We start from the raw sequence: 18,139 nt of genomic DNA on the forward strand, positions 1-18,139 counted from the left end.
GAGATGCGCCGTTCATCCAGTTGAAGGACGCTTTCGACCATGTCGCGCTCGAGCGTTTCTATGATGCCGCTCCGGGCGCCCTGCTCAAGAAGCAACGAGATCTCCTCTGGCGTGATTTGGTGGTCGGCGGAGGCGGGATTCCCCAGAAGCCGGATGACACCGTCGGTGGACGCGCTGATGACTCGCACGACCGGAGAGGTGACTCGCGAAAGGAGATTCATGGGTCGCGCCATGACAGACGCGATCGTCTCGGGTTTTGTGAGGGCGAGGCGTTTGGGAACAAGTTCGCCCAGAATTAACGAGCAATAGCTTATGGCGAGGACGACGATGCCCAGTGCTATTCCCTCGCTGTAGGGGGCGAGAGCGGGCACCTGATTAAGGGCTACGGCAATTTCTTCGGAGAGCGTTGCTCCGCCAAATGCGCCCGCGCACACGCCAATGAGCGTTATCCCGACCTGGACCGTGGCCAGGAACCGGCTGGGGGAGTTTGCAAGGTCCAGCGCGGCAGACGCACGCTTGTCGCCGTCGTCGGCCCATTTTTGCAGCAAGGATTTACGCGAGGATACGACCGCAATCTCGGACATTGCGAATGCGCCGTTTGCGAGGATAAGAATGAAAATAATGCCAATCTCGAAAAGGGCGGCTTCCATTGGATTCTCCCTGAATCAGGGCGCAAACACGCAGCACTTCCGTGCGCAGGCCCTGAACGTCGCGGCAAGTTTAGCGAGACCACGCACGGAATCCAAAAATGCAGGAATGGACAGCAGTCTGCCGCGGATACAAAATCCGGCCCGGAACCAAGGCCAAAACCAAGGTGGGACATGAACTTGACATTGGTGTGGGCGTTTGGTACGCTTTTGCGTCTTGTGATGTGAAAAGCGCTTGGAGTCTGCCTAAGCAAAGAGCAGATTCGGGAGGAATCGAACGTGTCGACGTATGTTCCCCGCGAGGGGGAAGTTAAGAAGAACTGGCTAATCATCGACGCCGAGGGGCAGGTGCTGGGGCGCGTAGCCTCCGAGGCGGCGAAGTTGCTTCGTGGCAAGCATAAGCCGCAGTACACGCCGTACTTGGATTGTGGCGACCACGTGATCATTATCAATGCTGCCAAGGCGAAGGTCACGGGAAGCAAATTCCAGGACAAGATGTACTACCGGCACTCGGGTTATCCGGGCGGTATCAAGGAAGTGTCGTACGGAGAGTTGGTTGCCAAGCATCCGACGCGCGCGATGTTTCTTGCGGTGAAGGGCATGCTGCCCCACAATCGCCTTGGCCGGAAGCTCGCGAAACATATCCGTGTGTATGCCGATGCGGAGCATCCGCACGCAGCGCAGGGTCCCAAGGTTCACAGTTTCTAAATCAGGCTTACTAGGCCGTTTTACTGGACTACAGAGGGTCAGAGATCATGAATGAAGTGGTAACGGTTGGCCGGCGCAAAACGGCGTCTGCTCGGGTGCGGATTCAGCCGGGTACGGGCAACATCGTGGTGAACGGAAAGCCCGTCGCCGAATACTTGGCGCGCGAAGTGCTCGTTATGATGGCACGTCAGCCGTTTGAAGTCACGGACAGCGTGAACAAGTTCGATGCGCGAGTCATCTGCGATGGCGGCGGCTTGGCCGGACAGGCCGGCGCGATTCGCCTTGGCATTGCGCGCGCGCTTGTTGAAGTGGACGAGAAATATCGCTCGCCGTTGCGCCGCGCCGGGTTGTTGACCCGTGACGCCCGCGAAGTCGAACGCAAAAAGTACGGTCGTCCTGGCGCTCGCAAGCGGTTCCAGTTCTCGAAGCGCTAGTCGCTCTCGATATCTATCGATTGGTACGCGTCTCCGATTCGTCGGAGGCGCGTTTTTTTGTCCAAGGCGGATAACGTGACGTCTGTCTGCCTCAGGACGCGCGGAGCACGCTCCGCCTGATGCAATTGCGCCCGGAGTTCTTGGCTTCGTAGAGAGCCGTATCCGCGTCGCGAATGAGGTCGTCAAGCGTCAACGGCGATTGCGGGCTGTGTTCTGCGATTCCCGCGCTGACCGTGAAGGAGATGCGTCCATTGTCGGTGAGCAGCTCAAGTCCCGCCAAGTGCGAACAGAGGTCACGCGTGGCTTGGTAGGCTCCGTCCAGATTGGTTTCCGGAAAGAGGATGATGAATTCCTCTCCGCCCCAACGCGCAAACACGTCGACTCTTCGTATGCGCTCTTGAGCGACCATGGTCAGCGCGCAGATGACGCGGTCTCCAACCAGATGACCGTGTGCATCGTTGATGCTCTTGAAGTGATCGATGTCGAGAATGGCCACCGAGAGGGGGTGCTCGTAGCGGATTGCCCTGTCAAGCTCCGCGGATAGCCGAGCAACAAAATAGCGCCGGTTGTAAGCGCCAGTAAGGCCGTCGGTCATGGAAAGGCGGCGAAGCTCCTCTTCGACTCGCTTGATATCCGTGATGTCGCGGCCCACGGATTGAATCTCGGCAATCTCGCCGTTTTCGTTGAGAATGGCGCGGTCGGTCCAGTGCAGCCAGCAAATGTTACCGTCTGGGCGAACAAAGGCCTGTTCGTACACGACAACTTGATTGTGGGGTCCCAGGGTCTGGATTCGATCAAGCATATTCTGCTGGTCGGATTCGGGAAGGAATTGCAGCAACGGCCTTCCGATCATCGCCTCTCGCGGCAACCTGAAAAACTTGGCGCACGCGTCGTTCACGAAGGCGAGTTGGGTGTCCGGTAAGTAGAAACGGCAGATGATCTCGGTCTGATCTTCGACAACGCCGCGGTACCGTTCTTCGCTAACGCGCAGGTTTTGTTCGTAGCGTTGAATCGATTCCAGCATTTCGTTGATGCCGATAGCGAGCGACGCCAACTCGTCTTTCCCCTTGACTGGCACCCGTGTCCTGATGTCTCCACTTGACTCAATTTTCCGAATCCCGTCAGCAACCTGTACAAGGCGCGATAGCGTGTGTTGGCGGATGACCAGGAACATAATGCCTGTGAAGACTCCTCCCAGTACCATAAGGAGAAGCAAAAAAGAGATGTTGAGGGCGCGCCCTGCATTGTAGACCTTGCGCTCCAGGGTGCAGGACAACAATATGGCGGGCCTATCGTAAATGTCGTGGATGGCCATACTTCCGATTGCGAAGTTCGAGTCCACTTCCCTGAACTGGGCGTCGCTGCCTTTTGCGTCCAAAACTCCTTTCTCCCAGGCGGTGAGATCGCGCGCGTCCGCACGCTTGAACGTGAGGTCGAGTCGGGCCAGTTCTGAAATCCGCCGAATCTCTGCCTCATTGAGGAATCGTCCCATGATTAAGGTTCCGTTCACGGGCCCGGTGAATTCGCTGGTTAGAATGGGAGCGCTGGCCACAAGCGCAATGTGCTCCTTGAGCAAAAGGATCCCTTTAGTCTCAGCCGGGTGGTCTTTGTGGAGAAGTGGGCTGCCCTCATCGAGAGATCCCAAGAGATCCTCGGGGATAGGCGCGTCGGTTACTTTTTCCCAGTCGAATCCCCTCGAATAAACGACCCGAGCGGAATTGTCCACAAATACGACGAAGTTGAGCCGGAGATTCGCAATGGAAGAGTCGCCCAGGTTGTCCTTGATGTAATCCGGATTGTTGCCGGAAACAAAGCGGTACGTATCATCCCAGGGTGCCCAATCGCCGACGGTCATGCCGATGGAATCGATGTCGTTTTGAAGGGCGGACTTGCCGCGCGAGGTATGAGCGCGCACATCTGCCGATTCGAGTTCTGAAAAGGTTCTTAGAAGGATGAAGTTCGTCAGAAGAAACAAGAAAACCGCCATCACCAGTAAGGTGGCGGAAATTGTCACCAGCATTCGCCGTTCCAGTGTCAAATCTGGCCCCTTTGCTCCGGCGCCTTTACTGCCCAGACTGATACTCACGCTAGCATATGTTGTCTAGGAATGCCACTAAGAGTTTATTGCTCACAAACCTCAACCATCTTTAACATGAATGATCGCTGTCTATCGCGCGCGATGTCTTTGCCGTACGCAAGGTGATGTCGGTCCAATAAGCACGGTATGATGCATCGCAGTCTGCATGATGCAACGGATGGGGGGCGGCGGCGCCGCCAAGCAGAAGGGAACCGCGGGTGCTATGAAAAGTCGACTAGCGGCAGGCGCGCTGATCGCCATGCTAATGCCAATGGCCCACGCACAGAAGATGGAAATCTGGAGCGTAGACCCGTTAATAAAGGTGTTCCGTGACGCGGAACCCGCCCGAGGCGGCACGATCGTCGCGGAAGCCGCACGCGGCGAACATGTAAGTCTGCAAGTGGTGGTACGGTCGGCCTCCGAAATATCCGGCCTCAAAGCAGAAGTCACTCCGTTCAGTATTAGGGGCGGAGGGGAGCCTCTGAAGGCCATTGCACCGCGATTTGTGGGATATGTCCCTGTCGATCGGCCCATCCAAAAGCCCCCCAAGGACGAACTGAGAATGCCTCCGGCGGATTATCCTGATCCCTTGCTGGAAGTGGAGCAGATAGATGTAGCCGCAAATCAGGTGCAACCGATCTGGGTGACGGTCAAAGTTCCGGTTGACGCGAAACCCGGAGTCTATCGTGCTGAACTTCGAGTCGATGGGACTACCGACGGGAAGCCGGTAAAGGCCAAGGAACGCCTCGCGATTCGCGTATATCCGGTGACCGTGGAGAAGACGCGGCTTAAGGTCACGGACTGGTTCGGTGTGAACGCGTTGCACCTGGACGTGAAGTTGGAAGGAAATGACGACGAGTACTTCAACCTCTTGGGACGTTTTGCGCGCAACATGGCCGAGCACCGCCACAATGTAGCGCTTATCTCACCGCTGTCACTGGCAACGTTTTCGGCGAGTGCAGACGGAAAGCTGCAAGCCGACTGGACTCGATTCGATCGCTTTGTCGATGTGTGCATCGACGCGGGGTTGGTGGGTACCATCGAAGGTGGACACATTGGCGGGCGAGTGGGGGATTGGTCATCGCAGTTCGGGGTGACGATCGTGGGCGTCCAAGACGGAAAGGCCGTGATGAAGTCCGCCGATCCCGCGAGTCCGGAAGCGGACGCCTTTTACGCATGGTATTTCCCCGCCTTAATTGCGCATCTGAAAGAAAAAGGGTGGCTCGACCGCTACATTCAGCATTTGGCGGACGAACCCATTCCCAGCAACGTCGAAAGCTGGAAAGCCATCGCTGCGTTGGTGCGGAAGTATGCTCCCGAGTTGCGGACCATAGATGCATGCCACACAAAGGAACTTGTCGGTTCCATGGACATCTGGGTGCCGCAACTCAACTACCTGCATCAAGACTTCGCTCACTACCAGGAGAGGCAGAAGGCCGGCGACGAAGTTTGGTTCTACACGTGCGTTTACCCGCAAGGTGAATACGCGAATCGCTTTATTGAGCAACCGTTAATCAAGACTCGCCTGCTGCATTGGATCAACTTCAAGTACGGCATAACCGGCTACTTGCATTGGGGCTACAACCATTGGCGCGCGGAGAGTCCATACACCAGCACCACCGTTGCGCACGGCGGCCCTCCGTATCTGCCTGCGGGCGACCCGTGGATTGTGTATCCGGGGAAGAACGGACCCTGGGATTCGATACGATGGGAAGCCATGCGCGATGGCATCGTCGATCATGAGTTGTTGAGTATGCTGGCCGAAGAACAGTCTCGGTCCATGAAACGGATCAAAGAGAAGGACACGGTGCAGACTCTGGCGAGTAGCTTCGTGTTGGACTTTGACAAATACAACACGGACGTGCAGCAATTCCGCAAAGCGCGACGTGAGTTGTTGAAGCAATTAAGCGCATATCAGAAGTAGTTCACCTATCAGGTCCCTGCATGAAATGAACGCGTGGAGAATCACGAATGACGAGGGAAATTTCCGTGAGTATGAAGTGCACTGCAACGATTCTTTTCGTGGGTGCGCTATCACTTTTGTGTTTGGCTGCATATGCGGACGAATCCGAGGAGAAGCTGATCTTTGAGGCAGGGCGAGCCGATCTTTCCGGTGCTTTGGCGAACGCGGATGAATGCGAGGCAGTGAGTGTCGAGGGTGTCACTTACCTCAATATCGCGCAAGAGACGGATCCCTATGAACCGAGAGCGTATCGCATCGCGTTTCCCTCGGCCTTGTTGCGCGGACAGGACAGTGCCGTCCTGGAAATCGGTTTCTACGACGGGGGCGCTGGACTCATCCGGCCTGCGTTGCGCGTGGGCCGTCACAAGATTGGGATTGAACGTCAGCGTTCGTACACGAGATTGAATACGAAACAGCAACGGCTCGCCTTTTTCGAATTGGTTACAAAAGACATTCCGGACGGCGAAGTGGAACTCGCTATCGCGGGACTTCAGGCTCTCCGCTCGATACGAATCCTCCCCGCGTTCTCGGATGCCCGGTGGGATGAGGTCGCTGCGCGTGTGCCTCGAAAGGTCGCGCCGATGGTCACGCTGCAACGGCCAACGGATCTTGTGACGACTGCGGGAATCCGTGTGATGGGCACGAATCCGAATCCGAATGACGACATCGCCGCGGTGCGAGAACTTGCCCCCTTGGCTCGAGTCCTCGGCTTCAACGCGATCGAGATGTATGTGCGGTGGAACGTGCTGGAACCCGAGAAAGAAGGTGTCTTCGATTTCTCCTACTACGATTCCCTTGTTTCGGTCTTGCAGGAATACGATCTGAAGTGGTTCCCGCTTCTGATTGTTGGTTCCGCCTACGCGTTACCCAAATGGTTCATTGAGAGCAACGAGAATGTCGGGTTCGTCTGTCTGGAGCACGGGATTTCGAACCCCATTCAGAGCATTTGGAGTCCTTATCAAAGCCGCCACGTCACCCGGGTGTTGCACGCATTTGGCGCTCATTATGAACCCACGGGGACGCTGCTCGGGGTGCGCCTCGGGCCCAGCGGCAATTACGGCGAATCGCAGTATCCCGCGGGCGGGAATTGGCCCATCGAAGGCAAGAGCATGCACATTCACATTGGCATGTGGGCCGGCGATGCCTACGGCCGTGCCAACTTCATAGAGACCATGCGCAGCAAGTACGAAGACATCACGAAACTAAACGCAGCATGGGACGCGTCCTTGCCCAACTTCGAGGCGATTCCCATTGTGCTTCCGGCCACGATGGTCTCACGCCGGCAGCGTATCGACTTCGCCTCGTGGTACACGAAGTCCATGTCGGACTGGTGTGGGTGGTGGGCTGAGGAAGCTGCGCGCGCCATGCCGAACACGATGATCTATCAGTCTGCGGGAGGTTGGGGATTTCTGGAAGCGGGCACGAGTTACAGCGACCAGACGAAGGCGATGGTTCCGATTCGCGGTGGCATTCGCCTAACGAACGAGACCGACAACTTCGAGCAGAACATCTGCGCAACACGATTGGCGGCGACTGCTGCGCGTCTTTACGGGACCAAGTTGGGTTACGAGCCAGCGAGCTCGCACACGGCACGCGGAATCGTGAGCCGCTTATTCAACACGGCAACAACGAATGGAGATCACTTCTTCACGTACTCCGGCAACATCTTCAATAGTGCCATGGCAATCGACAAATGGCTGAAGTACCTGCCGTTGATGGATGTGAGGCAGGAGCCGCTCGTTGAAGTGGCGGTGTACTACCCGGAAACGATGAACCAACTTGATGACGGCGCGTTTCGAGAACTGTATGCGTGGGGATTCAATCCGCGCGCAGAGGCAATCCGCCGCGCTGTAGAGATTGATTACCTGGACGACAATTTAATCAAGGACGGGTTTCTGGACCGCTACAAAGTGCTGGCCTTCGCATGGGGGAACACGATCGAAAAGGACGTGCTGGAACGCATAGACGCGTGGATACAAAGTGGAGGCGTTGTCTTGTATCCGTCGTTCCCGCGTGGACCGCTCGCGACTGTGGAAGGAGACGACACCGTGTTCTCCAAATGGGAGGCTGGAGACACCGGTAAGGGTAGACTCTCTCGCTTCAAGGGCGATATGGACCCCGTAAGTCTGTACGGTGAATTCGTGCGCAGAGAACTTCGGAGTATCGAAGGCCTGCACCCGTGGACCAAAGCCGTCGTGGACGTCGACTGGCCTGATTATACGTTTGCGTCCGTTCAGAAGGACGGCCATATACTTATCCTCAATTACGAGAATACACCGCACACGGTAGAGTTCCCAGGAGGGAAGCGCGTTGATGTGGAAGCGTACGGTATCTCGCGCTGCAAGCTGTAAAAGAGAGGAGGCATTCTTTGAAAAGGCGGCAGTTTCTGAAGGTATCCGCGACGGGCGCGCTGGCGTCCACTTCGGGTTGGTCCGCTTTGGCGGCAGAGCGCGAAGTCGCCGATGGTACAGTGCAGCCGGCAACGCCGCCGTCCTTGCTGGCGGCGTACACCGAGGAAGACCACCGGCGACGCCTGCAGAATATCGCGATCTGCACACGGTCCATTCGCTCCTGCATGCGAAAGCATCTTGTCGCCAATTACATGCCCGCGCAGTGCTGCTATAACCTCGGCGAATACCCCGGGAAGACTCCCTACAATCCCGACGAACACGACGAAGCGGAGTTGGACCGCCTGAAAGAGCATGGTATTCAGGCGCTCCAGGTCTTCGACGACTGGAACGATTCGTTGCGCCTGTTTGGAGGCGACAAATACACGGCCACGAATCCCGCGGGTTACCGGCGTTTCTTGGATATGGCGCATCGGCGCGGGCTGAAAGTCCTAACGTACACGTCGCCGTGCTTTATTGAGCGTTCACATCCCGAGTTCAGACAAGAGTGGAGCAGGGAAGGAGACTTTCTCGTCGTCGGGTATTGGGACATGGCGCGATGCGCGCCCGAGAGTCCCGGATGGCGCGCGTTTGTGTTGCAGCGCATTGCGCGCATTATCGACGAGTACGGCTCCGACGGCATCTACATGGACGGCGGTTACCTGGCCAACCAGCATGGGTTGAGGCAGAAGATGCCGGTGACGAAAGACGAGGTCGCCGCATTCGAGGAGACTCCGGAACACGACGGCGCATTCACGGACCTCATTGCGCTCATCTACAACGACGTGAAGAGGCGCGGCGGTATCGTAAAGCTGCACGTCAACGGCGCGGAACAACCCATGAGCGCCGGTCTGAAGGTCTATGACTATCTCTGGGTGGGCGAGGGCGTCACTCAAGTGGATCCGCTCCGCGAAGCCGTGAAGAACCATCCGCCGTACGTCGTGCCGTGTATAGATTTGGGGTTTGCCAAGCTCGAATCCGAGGACGAGCAATTCCTGCACGCGATTCCCTACCTGCAATTCCCTGTGTTGATGGGCGGGCGCACGTTTACCGGCGAGCGTGGCATGATTCCCGGTGTGAAATACAATGACGATTTCTGGATGGAACGCTGCCGCGCCGCTTGGAAGCAATATCAGGAAGACCCGAGCAAACTCTATTGCTACAGCGCATGGGATGCCGTGCCCGGGAGTCCGGAGACCCGTTCCACGCACGCACGATGGTTGAAACACTACATGCCTCTCGTGCAAGAGGGGACATGGGCGTGGTTAGAAATAGGCGAGTCGGATCTATTCGCGGAGCCTTTACCCAAGTCGGTGGTGGCGTCCGTTTTCGCAAACCGCGATCTACATCTCGTCATTGCCAATTACAGCCGCGAAACCGTCGAAGTGAAGACGGTCGACAGCTTTATCTCTGTGACCGAGGATCAAGCCGCGCCAGTTTCTGCACTGCAATTGCCTCCCCGATCGCTGCGGATACTTAAGCGGCAGGCATAGTGGGCATGAAGGGTGTATAATGTGAACAGAGTGACCGTAGGACCGGACTAATGCCATGAGTACCTTGACGATCGAGCTTCCATCAGACGTTCGCCCAGACGAGGCGACCCTCATGCTGGCGATGAAACTCTGGGAAACCGGTCGGCTGTCTTTGGGGCAGGCCGCACAGCTTGCGGGGTTTTCCAAGCGCGCTTTCGTCGAACTGCTCGGCAAGCACAACATTCCGCTGTTCGACTATCCTCCGGGTGAATTTGATTGATTGGGCTATCATTGTTGAATGGCAAAAGGGTGTAGACTCGTCATGTTTCCATGAAATCCTTCCTGCTTATATTCATCAGTGTACGTGAATGCGTGAGCAATAATTGGCGGTCCCATCTTTATCACAAATGGATTTCTTCCTACGATGACTTCGTAACTGCAGTCTGGCACATATCTTGAAGGATAGATAAACAGGGCAACATTGCACTTTATTGTTCTGGCGCGTTTGTCTACAAGTAGTACATGTGTACATCTGGAAGGATACCGATTTTTGTGGAGTGCATCCAAGAACGGTCTGTCCAAATGCCTCAATATGCCGTCTGGATTACCGCCGCACATTATGAACTGCCTAATACTAGCGAATTCAGGCTCGTCGCCATGAATGTACTCGTTCGTTACCAATGTGTAGTGGAAAGCAATTGCCGCCAATGCCCGCATAGCGTTAGATGTGAAAGTAATATGCGTGTGACCAGGTACAAGTCCGCCGCTAAGTGTCGTCGGTCTGAACTTAGTACGCTTATACCTCTTGTCGATCCTCCGAAGTAACTTGGTGCCAATCTCCCTGTCGGTGTCATGCACAATCGCAGTCAGTGCTCTTGCTTTGTCTATCCCCAATACTCTCATTATCCTCTGTATGCCGTCGTCATTACTTAAAGTCTCGTTTAGTAGAATGACTTCTCGAGAATAGTCAGGACGCCTTATGATTACTTGGCTAAGTGGCGATATGGCGTTGCAGTCCGGAATCCACTCGCAGCGAATCGGAAGATCCTCACTTTCTCCTATTAGTAGTGAGCGCATTTTGGCTTCGATTAGTATGGGCGGTGTGCCATGATGGCTTTGATAGAAGATTCGAGGTTTCTCTGGTATCGAGCCCGTGGACTGAGTTAAGTATCTAGCCAATCCAACAGGGCTGGCATTCACAAGCTCATCAACAGCCTTGCCAATATTCCCATTGCATTCCCTACAAAGACGGTTGTTGAGCGTGGGGCAATTGCGAAAGGTGCCGAATGCCTTTGGCATGAAGTGCTCTCTGGACAATCTGTTCGATTTGCCGCAGTATATGCACGTATTGGAGTCTCTTTGAGGGTGCAATGTAAAATTCCTGGTCGCTTTGACTTCAGCGTGTAGCTATAAGAATGACAGAAGTGAATACCTCTGTCCAAGAATCACTCATCAGGTTTGTCTGGAGTGACTAGAGTATACCTGTATGTTCGTGGACAAGCGCTGCGTAGATAGTGCTCTCCCCATGACGCGCGAGGAAATGGACGCGCGTGGATGGTCTGAGTTGGATGTGCTCCTGATTGGCGGCGATGCCTATGTCGATCATCCCGCTTTCGGGGTGGCCCTGTTGGGCCGCTGGCTTTGCGCCAAAGGGTTTCGCGTGGGCGTCGTCGCGCAACCGCGCTGGACAACGACGGATGACATCACGCGGATGGGGCGGCCGCGTTTGTTCGCGGGCGTCACCGCGGGCACGGTCGATTCGATGCTTGCGCACTACACGGCATTTCGCAAGAAGCGCAGCGACGACGCCTATACACCCGGTGGCCAAGCCGGAGCCCGGCCCAATCGCGCGAGTATCGTGTACGCCAACCTTGCCAAGCAGGCATTCCCCGGTTTGCCCATCGTGCTTGGCGGGATAGAAGCCTCTCTGCGACGCGCCAGCCACTACGATTTCTGGACTGACAAGATCCGTCCCTCAATTCTCCTGGACAGTAAGGCCGACCTCGTGGTCTATGGCATGGGCGAGCGCGCCATCCTCGAAATCGCCGAACGCCTGCAAGCCCATTGCGAATCGAGCGATTCCGATACGCGTGCGCCGGGCCTTTTGCGGGGCATACCTGGAACGGTCTTCGCCATATCGTCACTCGATGCTTTGCGCGATGTGCCGAACGCTCCGGAACTCGATTCAATGCTGACCTTCGCGTCGCATGCGGAGATCGCCGCCGAGCCAAAAGCCTTGATGAAAGCTACGCTGGCGATGGAGCGTCAAGTACACCAAGGCAAGCACTGGGCCATTCAAGAAACCAACGGACGCTATCTTGTTTTCACAGCGCCTGCCGACGCGTTGTCCAGAGAAGAGTTGGACGAGTTGTATTCGCTGCCCTACACGCGCAGCCCGCATCCCTCTTACACAAAACCGATTCCGGCAGCGCGCATGATCCAGTTCAGCGTGACATCGCACCGGGGATGCGCGGGCGGTTGTTCGTTCTGCTCCATAACGCTGCATCAAGGCCGTCAAATCACCTCGCGAAGCGCAGAATCGATCAAGGAAGAAGTTCGCAGCTTGACGCATCACCCCGATTGGTCGGGGAGCGTGTCCGACGTGGGTGGACCAACTGCCAACATGTGGGGCGCACGATGTGCGGCGGACCACACCATCTGCAAGCGCGCGGATTGCCTGACGCCCACGGTCTGCAAATACTTCGAGACGCAAGACGCGGAGTTGGTGGAATTGCTGCGGTCTTTGCGCGAGATGGACGGAGTAAAGCATGTCCGCGTCGCGAGCGGCGTGCGCTATGATCTGGCTGATGCCAACGGGGAGTATTTGCGCGCGCTCGTTCGCGAGTTCGTCGGCGGACAATTGAAGGTTGCGCCTGAGCACCAGAGCGATCATGTTCTCAAGCTGATGCGCAAGCCGTCATTTGCAGCATTTGAGCGTTTTCTCGGAGCCTTTCAACGTGAATCGCATCATGCTCACAAAGAGCAATACGTAATTCCGTATTTGATTAGTGCTTTCCCCGGATGCACCGACGACGATATGCGCGGGCTTTCGCAATGGCTGAAGGAACGCGGATGGAAACCGCAGCAAGTGCAGTGTTTCATCCCGACCCCGGGCTCCGTCGCGACTGCAATGTTCCATGCATGTATCGACCCGAAGGGAAATCCAATTCCCGTGGCGAAGTCCGATAAGGATAGAATGCGCCAGCACTATATGTTGCTGACCAACAAGGACGCCAAGGAAGAGAACTTCGACCTCTAGCTAGGTTGCTACCAATTAGACACGAAATGCGAGGACGACTGGATGCGCCGTAGATTAGGCAAGCTCGACCCGGTTAAGAAGGCGGAGTTTCTGGCACGCGTTCAGCGGGAGCAGGCCGATCGCCAAAAGGGATACCGTGAGCAGGCTCTTGCCCTGTTTCCACACGTGTGCGCTCGCTGCGGTAAGGAATTTTCCGGAAAGAGCCTCAGCGAGCTAACGGTCCACCACAAAGACAGCAATCACATGAACAACCCGCCGGACGGAAGCAACTGGGAGTTGTTGTGTACCTACTGCCACGAAGACGAACACGGCGCGTACGAGCGCGTGGGATCCAAGGAAACGAAGGTGGCGTACAGCGACGAGGACTCGAGCGAAGGTTTCAATCCGTTTGCCGGATTGAAGAACTTGATCAAGCCGTCTGATGCGGAAGAGGGCCGGGAGTAGCCAGATACGAATTGGCCGTCTATTCTCGCTCCTAAGCATTTAACCTGGAATCAGACAGGAGCCGGTTTCCGAGTAGCGCCGCGATCGCCGAGCGCGGCGTGGTGCACACCGTGGGTTGTGCGCAACGTGCGCCAGGGGGTGAACAGGAAATTCAGCGCTTACGCGATCGGTATCTGTATCTCTGTAAGGTACTTCTTGGGATTGCCACGGAAGATCATGCCCGGGCCTTTGTGATATACCTCACGCGATGGGACCTTTGCCGTGTACCTCTTCGCGTCGATATACGCGCGGACCTTCTCATACGACACGCCGAGCGTCTCGTATGGCCCCTCGTGGAGCAGGGTCACACAACGTTCCCCCGGAAGTTCGCGCACCGAGATTCCTTCCGCTTCGGCTTGCCGCTTCATCGGAACGCACGCCTCCAGATCGGCGTCACCTTCCCGGGCGCACGCATCGTAGTAGAGATTAAACGGTTTCCCGCAAAGATGGCGGCCCAGCCTGCGCCCAATCAGGGCGAAGCCCTTTCCGCAGTCAGAGTAGTGACCCTTCATGCGGACCCCGGCAATCAACATGGCGGGAACTGATTTTTCTTCGACTTCAAAGGTGTGTGTAACCATGACGTATTACCCCCAGTACTTCAAAGGGATTCGCAGATGACGCTTGGCACAATTCGTCGCGAAAAACGTTGGATCGACTAAGCCTTGTTCAATGCGTTGGCGAAAATCGCGTGGACCTCGCCCGAAAAGAGTACGAATCGAACAAGCTCGATTCCCTGCTTTTCCGTTAGAAACTCGCGCACGGTCGAGGTGGCGATCCGCGCCGCTTCGGGAATCGGGTATCCATAGACACCGCAACTGATGGCCGGAAACGCGATGCTCTTGATACCCCGTTCAAGTGCGATCTCGAGACTGCGGCGATGGCAACTCGCCAGCAGCTCGGGTTCGCCGTGCTTGCCGTCTCGATAGACGGGACCGACGGTATGAATGACGTATGTCGCGGGTAACCGCCCCCCCGTGGTTATTTTGGCATCCCCCGTTTCGCAGCCACCCAGCATGCGGCACTCTTCGAGAATGGCGGGCCCGCCCGCGCGGTGGATGGCCCCGTCTACACCGCCTCCGCCCAGCAACGACGAGTTGGCGGCATTCACGATGGCGTCAACGGTCTCCTTGGTGATGTCGCCGGTGACGGCCTCGATACGTGCATTGCCTGCAAGTACGGACACCGTAAACCTCTAGAAATCGGCGTCGCGCCGCTTGAATCCGACACTGCCCTCAAACTCATCCTCAATCGAGTCAGCGCTTTCCGCATTCGCCAAGATGAGCGATCGAAGATGCGCGTAACTGTCCGAGTCTGTCTCTTCAAAGGCGACACTGACAAGACCCGCCTCGCTACGGCTCACCTTGCCAGCCAATTCGATTCGAAGCGCAGGGTCAGCGCCCGTTAGCACGAGCGTGACCTTGCAGGGAGTACCATGCGCGAGCTGCGCCTCGGATCGCAAGGAAACGCCACTGAGACTCAAGTCCTCAATCGCTCCAGTACAGGTGATAGACCCGGCGGAGATCTCGGCGCCAACGTGCGTGTGAACGCGGGTGAAGCTACGTCGATTGTCGCTCACGATTCATCCTCCTGAGGCTGTTGAGCCCTAATTTGTCTTCTATTATAGCGGCTTTTCTCGGAAAATCGAGGATTTTCGGGCGTGGATGATCTAACCCGGATTTCTCACGAACACACTTGAACCTATCTCGTAACCATTATGCTTTCGAGACTTGCGGCAAAAAACAAAGCGGTTCTCCGAAAACAGAGTGTGTTCGCGAGAAATCCTCATGGCATAACCTCAACGTCTTGCACGTGAGCAATTTGCGTCGGCGCTCACTCGCGCCGGTGCAAATTGCGGACTACCTTGGGTCGTCGTACCAATAGGGCCGCGCGATGCGTTCCTGAATGTCCTTTCCCAGAATGAGCGCCAGCGCGCCCCCGAAGAGGATACGGATATAGTGCCACTCGCCGTGCTTGTCCCATTTGCGGGTGGACGTTACCGCGCGCGCGGCCCGGAGCCGCAGCAGGCGCTGGCCCCGGCTTTTGCCGAGCCGCCGCAGTGCAAACATGAATTCGAGGTCTTCCGCGAACAGCTTGCCTTCGTTGTAACCGCCGACGCTGTGAAAATCTTCACGCCGGCAGAAGATGACCCCGGTATCCATGCGCATTAACCACACCAGCGGTAGGAGCATACAGTACGCCAAGGCGATACCCGGCGACATCCGCTCCATGCGCACCCCAGTCGCGCCCGCAATTACGTTGGGCTTGGCCAACCCCCGGTCAATCGCATTGAATGTGTCCGGGTCCAGCAGCGAATCTGCATCCACAAAACACAAATACTCACCCCGCGCCATTGCCGCTCCGCCGTTCCGCGCCGCCGCTATCGCGCGTTTCTCGACGTGGGCCACCTTGCAGCCGCGTTCCCTGGCAATTTCGGCCGTGCGATCGGTGGATGCGTTGTCCGCGACGATGACCTCGATAGCGCTTGGCCCCCCCGTATAGGCGTTCCGCGCCACGTCCAGGGTGTCCAGCAGTCTGGGCAGCCAGATTTCCTCGTTATACGCGGGTATGACGAGGGAGAAGCGGGGGAGAGGGGATTCACTATCGGACGTGCCTGGCGCTGGTTCCATAGGAGACATTGTAGCGCAATTTCTCCCCGAACGACTTGTCACCTTTTTCTCTTCTAAAGCGTCTTATAGCTGGAGGGCACAGATGCAAACCGAGATTGGCGGAATTGGGGTTCGGTGGCGATCTATAGCGGAAGGTCAAACTGGACACGCGAATGGAGATCTCAAATGACGACATGGACCGAGGATGCGTGTGACTGTCTGGAACGGTACTTGCGGCAGGTCGACGCGGATCTGACAGCTGACGAGCGCGACGCCGCGTGCGTGATTGCTGCCCTGCGAGGGACGATTTCGGACCGAGTGAAGCTGCTGGGCGAGAATCCGGTAACGCTGGCCGGAATCCACCGCGTTTTGGCGGGCATCGGCAATCCCACCGTTGCGGCCCGGAATTGGCTAAACGCTTACGGAGAGCACAGGCGCCGCGTGGCAAGGCAGAGGCTCCGTGCGTCCATCAAGAGCGCGAACTTTCGAACTCGGGCTATCGCCTAGACAAGGCGCCGCGGCCCTACGCGTGCTCCGGGTAGCAGATCGGGCACGACTGCATCCTCAGCGGAACCTCCAAGCTACAAGTCTCTAGAACGGGCGCATCTCGCAATACGTCTTTCGCATGGCCGTCCGCGCGGACGACGCCTTCGTACATCACGATTACCCGCGTGCAGACGTCCATGGCCATGTCCAAATCGTGTGTAGCAATAATCTTCGTGTGGGTAAACGATTTGAGTAAGTCTATGACTCTCCGTCGCGACCTGGGGTCCAAGCTGGCTGTCGGCTCATCCATGACCAGAATATCCGGCGACATCGACAAAACGGTCGCGATGGCCACCGCGCGTTTCTCCCCCCCAGACAATCGGTAAGGTGGCCGATGCTTCAAGTGAAGCGCGCCCACCGTGGACAATGCCTCGTCGACTTTGCGTTCTGCTTCCTCTGCGGGAAGGCCCAGATGCAGAGGACCAAATGCGACATCCTCGAAGACCGTCGGCATAAAGAGCTGATCGTCGGGATCTTGAAACACCATGCCGACCGTCCTGCGGACCGTAGGAAGCGTTGACTTGGTGACCGGGCAGTCACCCACGCGAACCTCGCCGTCGGTGGGGAGCAAGTACCCGTTGAGGTGGTGGAGCAACGTGGATTTCCCCGCTCCGTTCGCCCCGATGATTGCCACGGATTCACCGTGCGTGATCCGGAACGAGACTCCGCGTAAGGCCGGAGTGCCATCGGGATACGTGTGTTTCAGCCCTTTGACCTCGAGCAGATGGTGGCTCATGTGAAGACTCCCATGACAAGCTCTCCAATTCGATGCGGGACGTTGCCGAATCGGATAGCGAGAAAATACGCACACCAGAGAGCAATGAAAAGCGCGTCTGCGGCTCTGAATTGGAGAGTGTTCAGGAGACGTACGCTCCCGTCATAACCCCGGCAGCGCATGGCGACGTGGATACGTTGTGCCCGGTCGAGCGTGCGCAGCAGTAGCGACCCGAGAAAATGGGCGTACGTTTTCATGGACATGGCTTTGCGGTCGACGGAGCGCAATGTGATGGCTCGGACCGTCCTCAACGCCTCCTGGGTGAGCACAAAGAGATAACGGTAGAGGAAGAGCAGTTGCATGACAAAGGCGCTCGGCGCACCGAGTCGCTGCAGCGCGAGCGCCAGATGATGCACTCCTGTGCTCGCGATGAGGATTAGGGCCGCCGAGACGGTCAGCACGAAACGCAGCAGTATCGAGGCAAATGAGATCCAGCCGCCCGAGACGTGGAAGTCCCCAACGATCAGGTGAGGGGAATGGTCAAGCAAGGGGTTAAAGATGCCCACCAGAATCGCAAAGGGAGACACCAGGGCCACCTTTCTGAGGATGTACCCGGTTGGCAAATCGCCCAGTGAAAGCAATACAACGGGATAGAGTAACAACGGAAGTAACGCTGCCAATTCATAGATACCGAAAGAGACGACCGTCAGGATAAAGACGAGTGTGGTGACAAGCTTGGCTCGGGGGTCGATTCGACGAAGTGAAGAGTCGCGACGCGCCATTTCCTCCAGCGCGCCAAGCTCGGCAACATGCAGATCAACGAGCGCCATGGAACGCGTGGC

Annotated in this window: 18 protein-coding genes; 9 read left to right on the top strand and 9 right to left on the bottom strand. The window is 56.8% G+C overall.

Annotated features, from left to right (window positions below):
- Window positions 1-650: CNNM domain-containing protein (locus K1Y02_11240; protein ID MBX7256925.1), on the bottom strand; the 650-nt coding region annotated here is incomplete at its 3' end.
- A 276-nt stretch (window positions 651-926) separates the two neighbouring features.
- On the opposite strand from K1Y02_11240, the gene rplM reads away from it, so the two are divergent.
- Both rplM and rpsI read left to right on the top strand, forming a co-directional pair.
- Window positions 927-1,355 (top strand): 50S ribosomal protein L13, encoded by a 429-nt coding sequence (rplM, locus tag K1Y02_11245; GenBank protein ID MBX7256926.1) that lies wholly within the window; start codon window positions 927-929, stop codon window positions 1,353-1,355.
- A gap of 47 nt (window positions 1,356-1,402) precedes the next feature.
- Window positions 1,403-1,789 carry a 30S ribosomal protein S9 gene (gene rpsI, locus K1Y02_11250; protein MBX7256927.1) on the top strand — a complete coding sequence of 129 codons (387 nt, stop codon included), beginning with the start codon at window positions 1,403-1,405 and terminating at the stop codon, window positions 1,787-1,789.
- A gap of 91 nt (window positions 1,790-1,880) precedes the next feature.
- On the opposite strand, the gene K1Y02_11255 is transcribed toward rpsI, so the two are convergent.
- Window positions 1,881-3,809, bottom strand: a complete 1,929-nt coding sequence (locus K1Y02_11255) for a diguanylate cyclase (GenBank protein MBX7256928.1) — start codon at window positions 3,807-3,809, stop codon at window positions 1,881-1,883.
- A 280-nt stretch (window positions 3,810-4,089) separates the two neighbouring features.
- Here K1Y02_11255 and K1Y02_11260 point away from each other — a divergent pair, with 280 nt between their 5' ends.
- Genes K1Y02_11260 through K1Y02_11275 form a run of 4 tightly spaced genes read left to right on the top strand, consistent with a single transcriptional unit; the run spans window position 4,090 to window position 9,968 of the window.
- A complete protein-coding gene (locus K1Y02_11260) occupies window positions 4,090-5,790 on the top strand; it encodes a DUF4091 domain-containing protein (protein ID MBX7256929.1) in 1,701 nt (566 codons plus the stop codon).
- 47 nt (window positions 5,791-5,837) lie between these two features.
- Window positions 5,838-8,180: a family 14 glycosylhydrolase gene (locus tag K1Y02_11265; protein MBX7256930.1), complete on the top strand. Its 2,343-nt coding sequence runs from the start codon at window positions 5,838-5,840 to the stop codon at window positions 8,178-8,180.
- A gap of 17 nt (window positions 8,181-8,197) precedes the next feature.
- Window positions 8,198-9,709: a hypothetical protein gene (locus K1Y02_11270; GenBank protein MBX7256931.1), complete on the top strand. Its 1,512-nt coding sequence runs from the start codon at window positions 8,198-8,200 to the stop codon at window positions 9,707-9,709.
- A gap of 55 nt (window positions 9,710-9,764) precedes the next feature.
- Window positions 9,765-9,968, top strand: coding sequence for a UPF0175 family protein (locus tag K1Y02_11275; protein MBX7256932.1), 204 nt, complete (start codon window positions 9,765-9,767; stop codon window positions 9,966-9,968).
- An 8-nt stretch (window positions 9,969-9,976) separates the two neighbouring features.
- Here the strand turns inward: K1Y02_11275 and K1Y02_11280 are convergent, their stop codons facing one another.
- A complete protein-coding gene (locus K1Y02_11280) occupies window positions 9,977-11,005 on the bottom strand; it encodes a hypothetical protein (protein MBX7256933.1) in 1,029 nt (342 codons plus the stop codon).
- Window positions 11,006-11,213: 208 nt separating this feature from the next.
- Between K1Y02_11280 and K1Y02_11285 the strand changes: the two genes are divergently transcribed.
- Together K1Y02_11285 and K1Y02_11290 are read left to right on the top strand one after the other, a co-directional pair.
- A complete protein-coding gene (locus tag K1Y02_11285; protein ID MBX7256934.1) occupies window positions 11,214-12,947 on the top strand; it encodes a YgiQ family radical SAM protein in 1,734 nt (577 codons plus the stop codon).
- Window positions 12,948-12,989: 42 nt separating this feature from the next.
- On the top strand, window positions 12,990-13,391 hold the full coding sequence (locus tag K1Y02_11290) for a YajD family HNH nuclease (GenBank protein ID MBX7256935.1): 402 nt from the start codon (window positions 12,990-12,992) through the stop codon (window positions 13,389-13,391).
- A gap of 158 nt (window positions 13,392-13,549) precedes the next feature.
- Here K1Y02_11290 and K1Y02_11295 read toward each other — a convergent pair whose 3' ends face one another.
- The 4 genes from K1Y02_11295 to K1Y02_11310 form a co-directional block, all read right to left on the bottom strand.
- On the bottom strand, window positions 13,550-14,008 hold the full coding sequence (locus tag K1Y02_11295) for a GyrI-like domain-containing protein (protein MBX7256936.1): 459 nt from the start codon (window positions 14,006-14,008) through the stop codon (window positions 13,550-13,552).
- 77 nt (window positions 14,009-14,085) lie between these two features.
- Entirely contained in the window at window positions 14,086-14,613 is a 528-nt protein-coding gene (locus K1Y02_11300) for an O-acetyl-ADP-ribose deacetylase (GenBank protein MBX7256937.1), read from the bottom strand.
- 9 nt (window positions 14,614-14,622) lie between these two features.
- On the bottom strand, window positions 14,623-15,006 hold the full coding sequence (locus K1Y02_11305) for a PilZ domain-containing protein (protein ID MBX7256938.1): 384 nt from the start codon (window positions 15,004-15,006) through the stop codon (window positions 14,623-14,625).
- A gap of 280 nt (window positions 15,007-15,286) precedes the next feature.
- The gene (locus K1Y02_11310; protein MBX7256939.1) at window positions 15,287-16,066 is read right to left on the bottom strand and encodes a glycosyltransferase; all 780 of its coding nucleotides are present in this window, start codon (window positions 16,064-16,066) and stop codon (window positions 15,287-15,289) included.
- Window positions 16,067-16,222: 156 nt separating this feature from the next.
- On the opposite strand from K1Y02_11310, the gene K1Y02_11315 reads away from it, so the two are divergent.
- Window positions 16,223-16,543, top strand: coding sequence for a hypothetical protein (locus K1Y02_11315; protein MBX7256940.1), 321 nt, complete (start codon window positions 16,223-16,225; stop codon window positions 16,541-16,543).
- A gap of 16 nt (window positions 16,544-16,559) precedes the next feature.
- On the opposite strand, the gene K1Y02_11320 is transcribed toward K1Y02_11315, so the two are convergent.
- Window positions 16,560-17,318, bottom strand: a complete 759-nt coding sequence (locus tag K1Y02_11320) for an energy-coupling factor ABC transporter ATP-binding protein (GenBank protein ID MBX7256941.1) — start codon at window positions 17,316-17,318, stop codon at window positions 16,560-16,562.
- Window positions 17,315-18,127 carry a cobalt ECF transporter T component CbiQ gene (gene cbiQ / locus K1Y02_11325; protein ID MBX7256942.1) on the bottom strand — a complete coding sequence of 271 codons (813 nt, stop codon included), beginning with the start codon at window positions 18,125-18,127 and terminating at the stop codon, window positions 17,315-17,317. Before cbiQ ends, K1Y02_11320 begins: the two co-directional genes overlap by 4 nt.
- Between the last annotated feature and the right edge of the window lie 12 nt (window positions 18,128-18,139).

The sequence above is a fragment of the Candidatus Hydrogenedentota bacterium genome (genome assembly GCA_019695095.1).
Lineage (GTDB): Bacteria > Hydrogenedentota > Hydrogenedentia > Hydrogenedentales > SLHB01 > JAIBAQ01.

What these genes read in the sequence shown, in the direction of transcription:
- K1Y02_11285 (MBX7256934.1), top strand. Translation starts at nt 11,214, where the DNA reads ATGACGCGCGAGGAAATGGACGCGCGTGGATGGTCTGAGTTGGATGTG.
- K1Y02_11315 (MBX7256940.1), top strand. Translation starts at nt 16,223, where the DNA reads ATGACGACATGGACCGAGGATGCGTGTGACTGTCTGGAACGGTACTTG.
- K1Y02_11275 (MBX7256932.1), top strand. Translation starts at nt 9,765, where the DNA reads ATGAGTACCTTGACGATCGAGCTTCCATCAGACGTTCGCCCAGACGAG.
- K1Y02_11320 (MBX7256941.1), bottom strand. Translation starts at nt 17,318, where the DNA reads ATGAGCCACCATCTGCTCGAGGTCAAAGGGCTGAAACACACGTATCCC.
- K1Y02_11295 (MBX7256936.1), bottom strand. Translation starts at nt 14,008, where the DNA reads ATGGTTACACACACCTTTGAAGTCGAAGAAAAATCAGTTCCCGCCATG.
- K1Y02_11255 (MBX7256928.1), bottom strand. Translation starts at nt 3,809, where the DNA reads ATGCTGGTGACAATTTCCGCCACCTTACTGGTGATGGCGGTTTTCTTG.
- rpsI (MBX7256927.1), top strand. Translation starts at nt 1,403, where the DNA reads ATGAATGAAGTGGTAACGGTTGGCCGGCGCAAAACGGCGTCTGCTCGG.
- K1Y02_11265 (MBX7256930.1), top strand. Translation starts at nt 5,838, where the DNA reads ATGACGAGGGAAATTTCCGTGAGTATGAAGTGCACTGCAACGATTCTT.
- K1Y02_11260 (MBX7256929.1), top strand. Translation starts at nt 4,090, where the DNA reads ATGAAAAGTCGACTAGCGGCAGGCGCGCTGATCGCCATGCTAATGCCA.
- K1Y02_11290 (MBX7256935.1), top strand. Translation starts at nt 12,990, where the DNA reads ATGCGCCGTAGATTAGGCAAGCTCGACCCGGTTAAGAAGGCGGAGTTT.
- K1Y02_11310 (MBX7256939.1), bottom strand. Translation starts at nt 16,066, where the DNA reads ATGTCTCCTATGGAACCAGCGCCAGGCACGTCCGATAGTGAATCCCCT.
- cbiQ (MBX7256942.1), bottom strand. Translation starts at nt 18,127, where the DNA reads ATGGCGCTCGTTGATCTGCATGTTGCCGAGCTTGGCGCGCTGGAGGAA.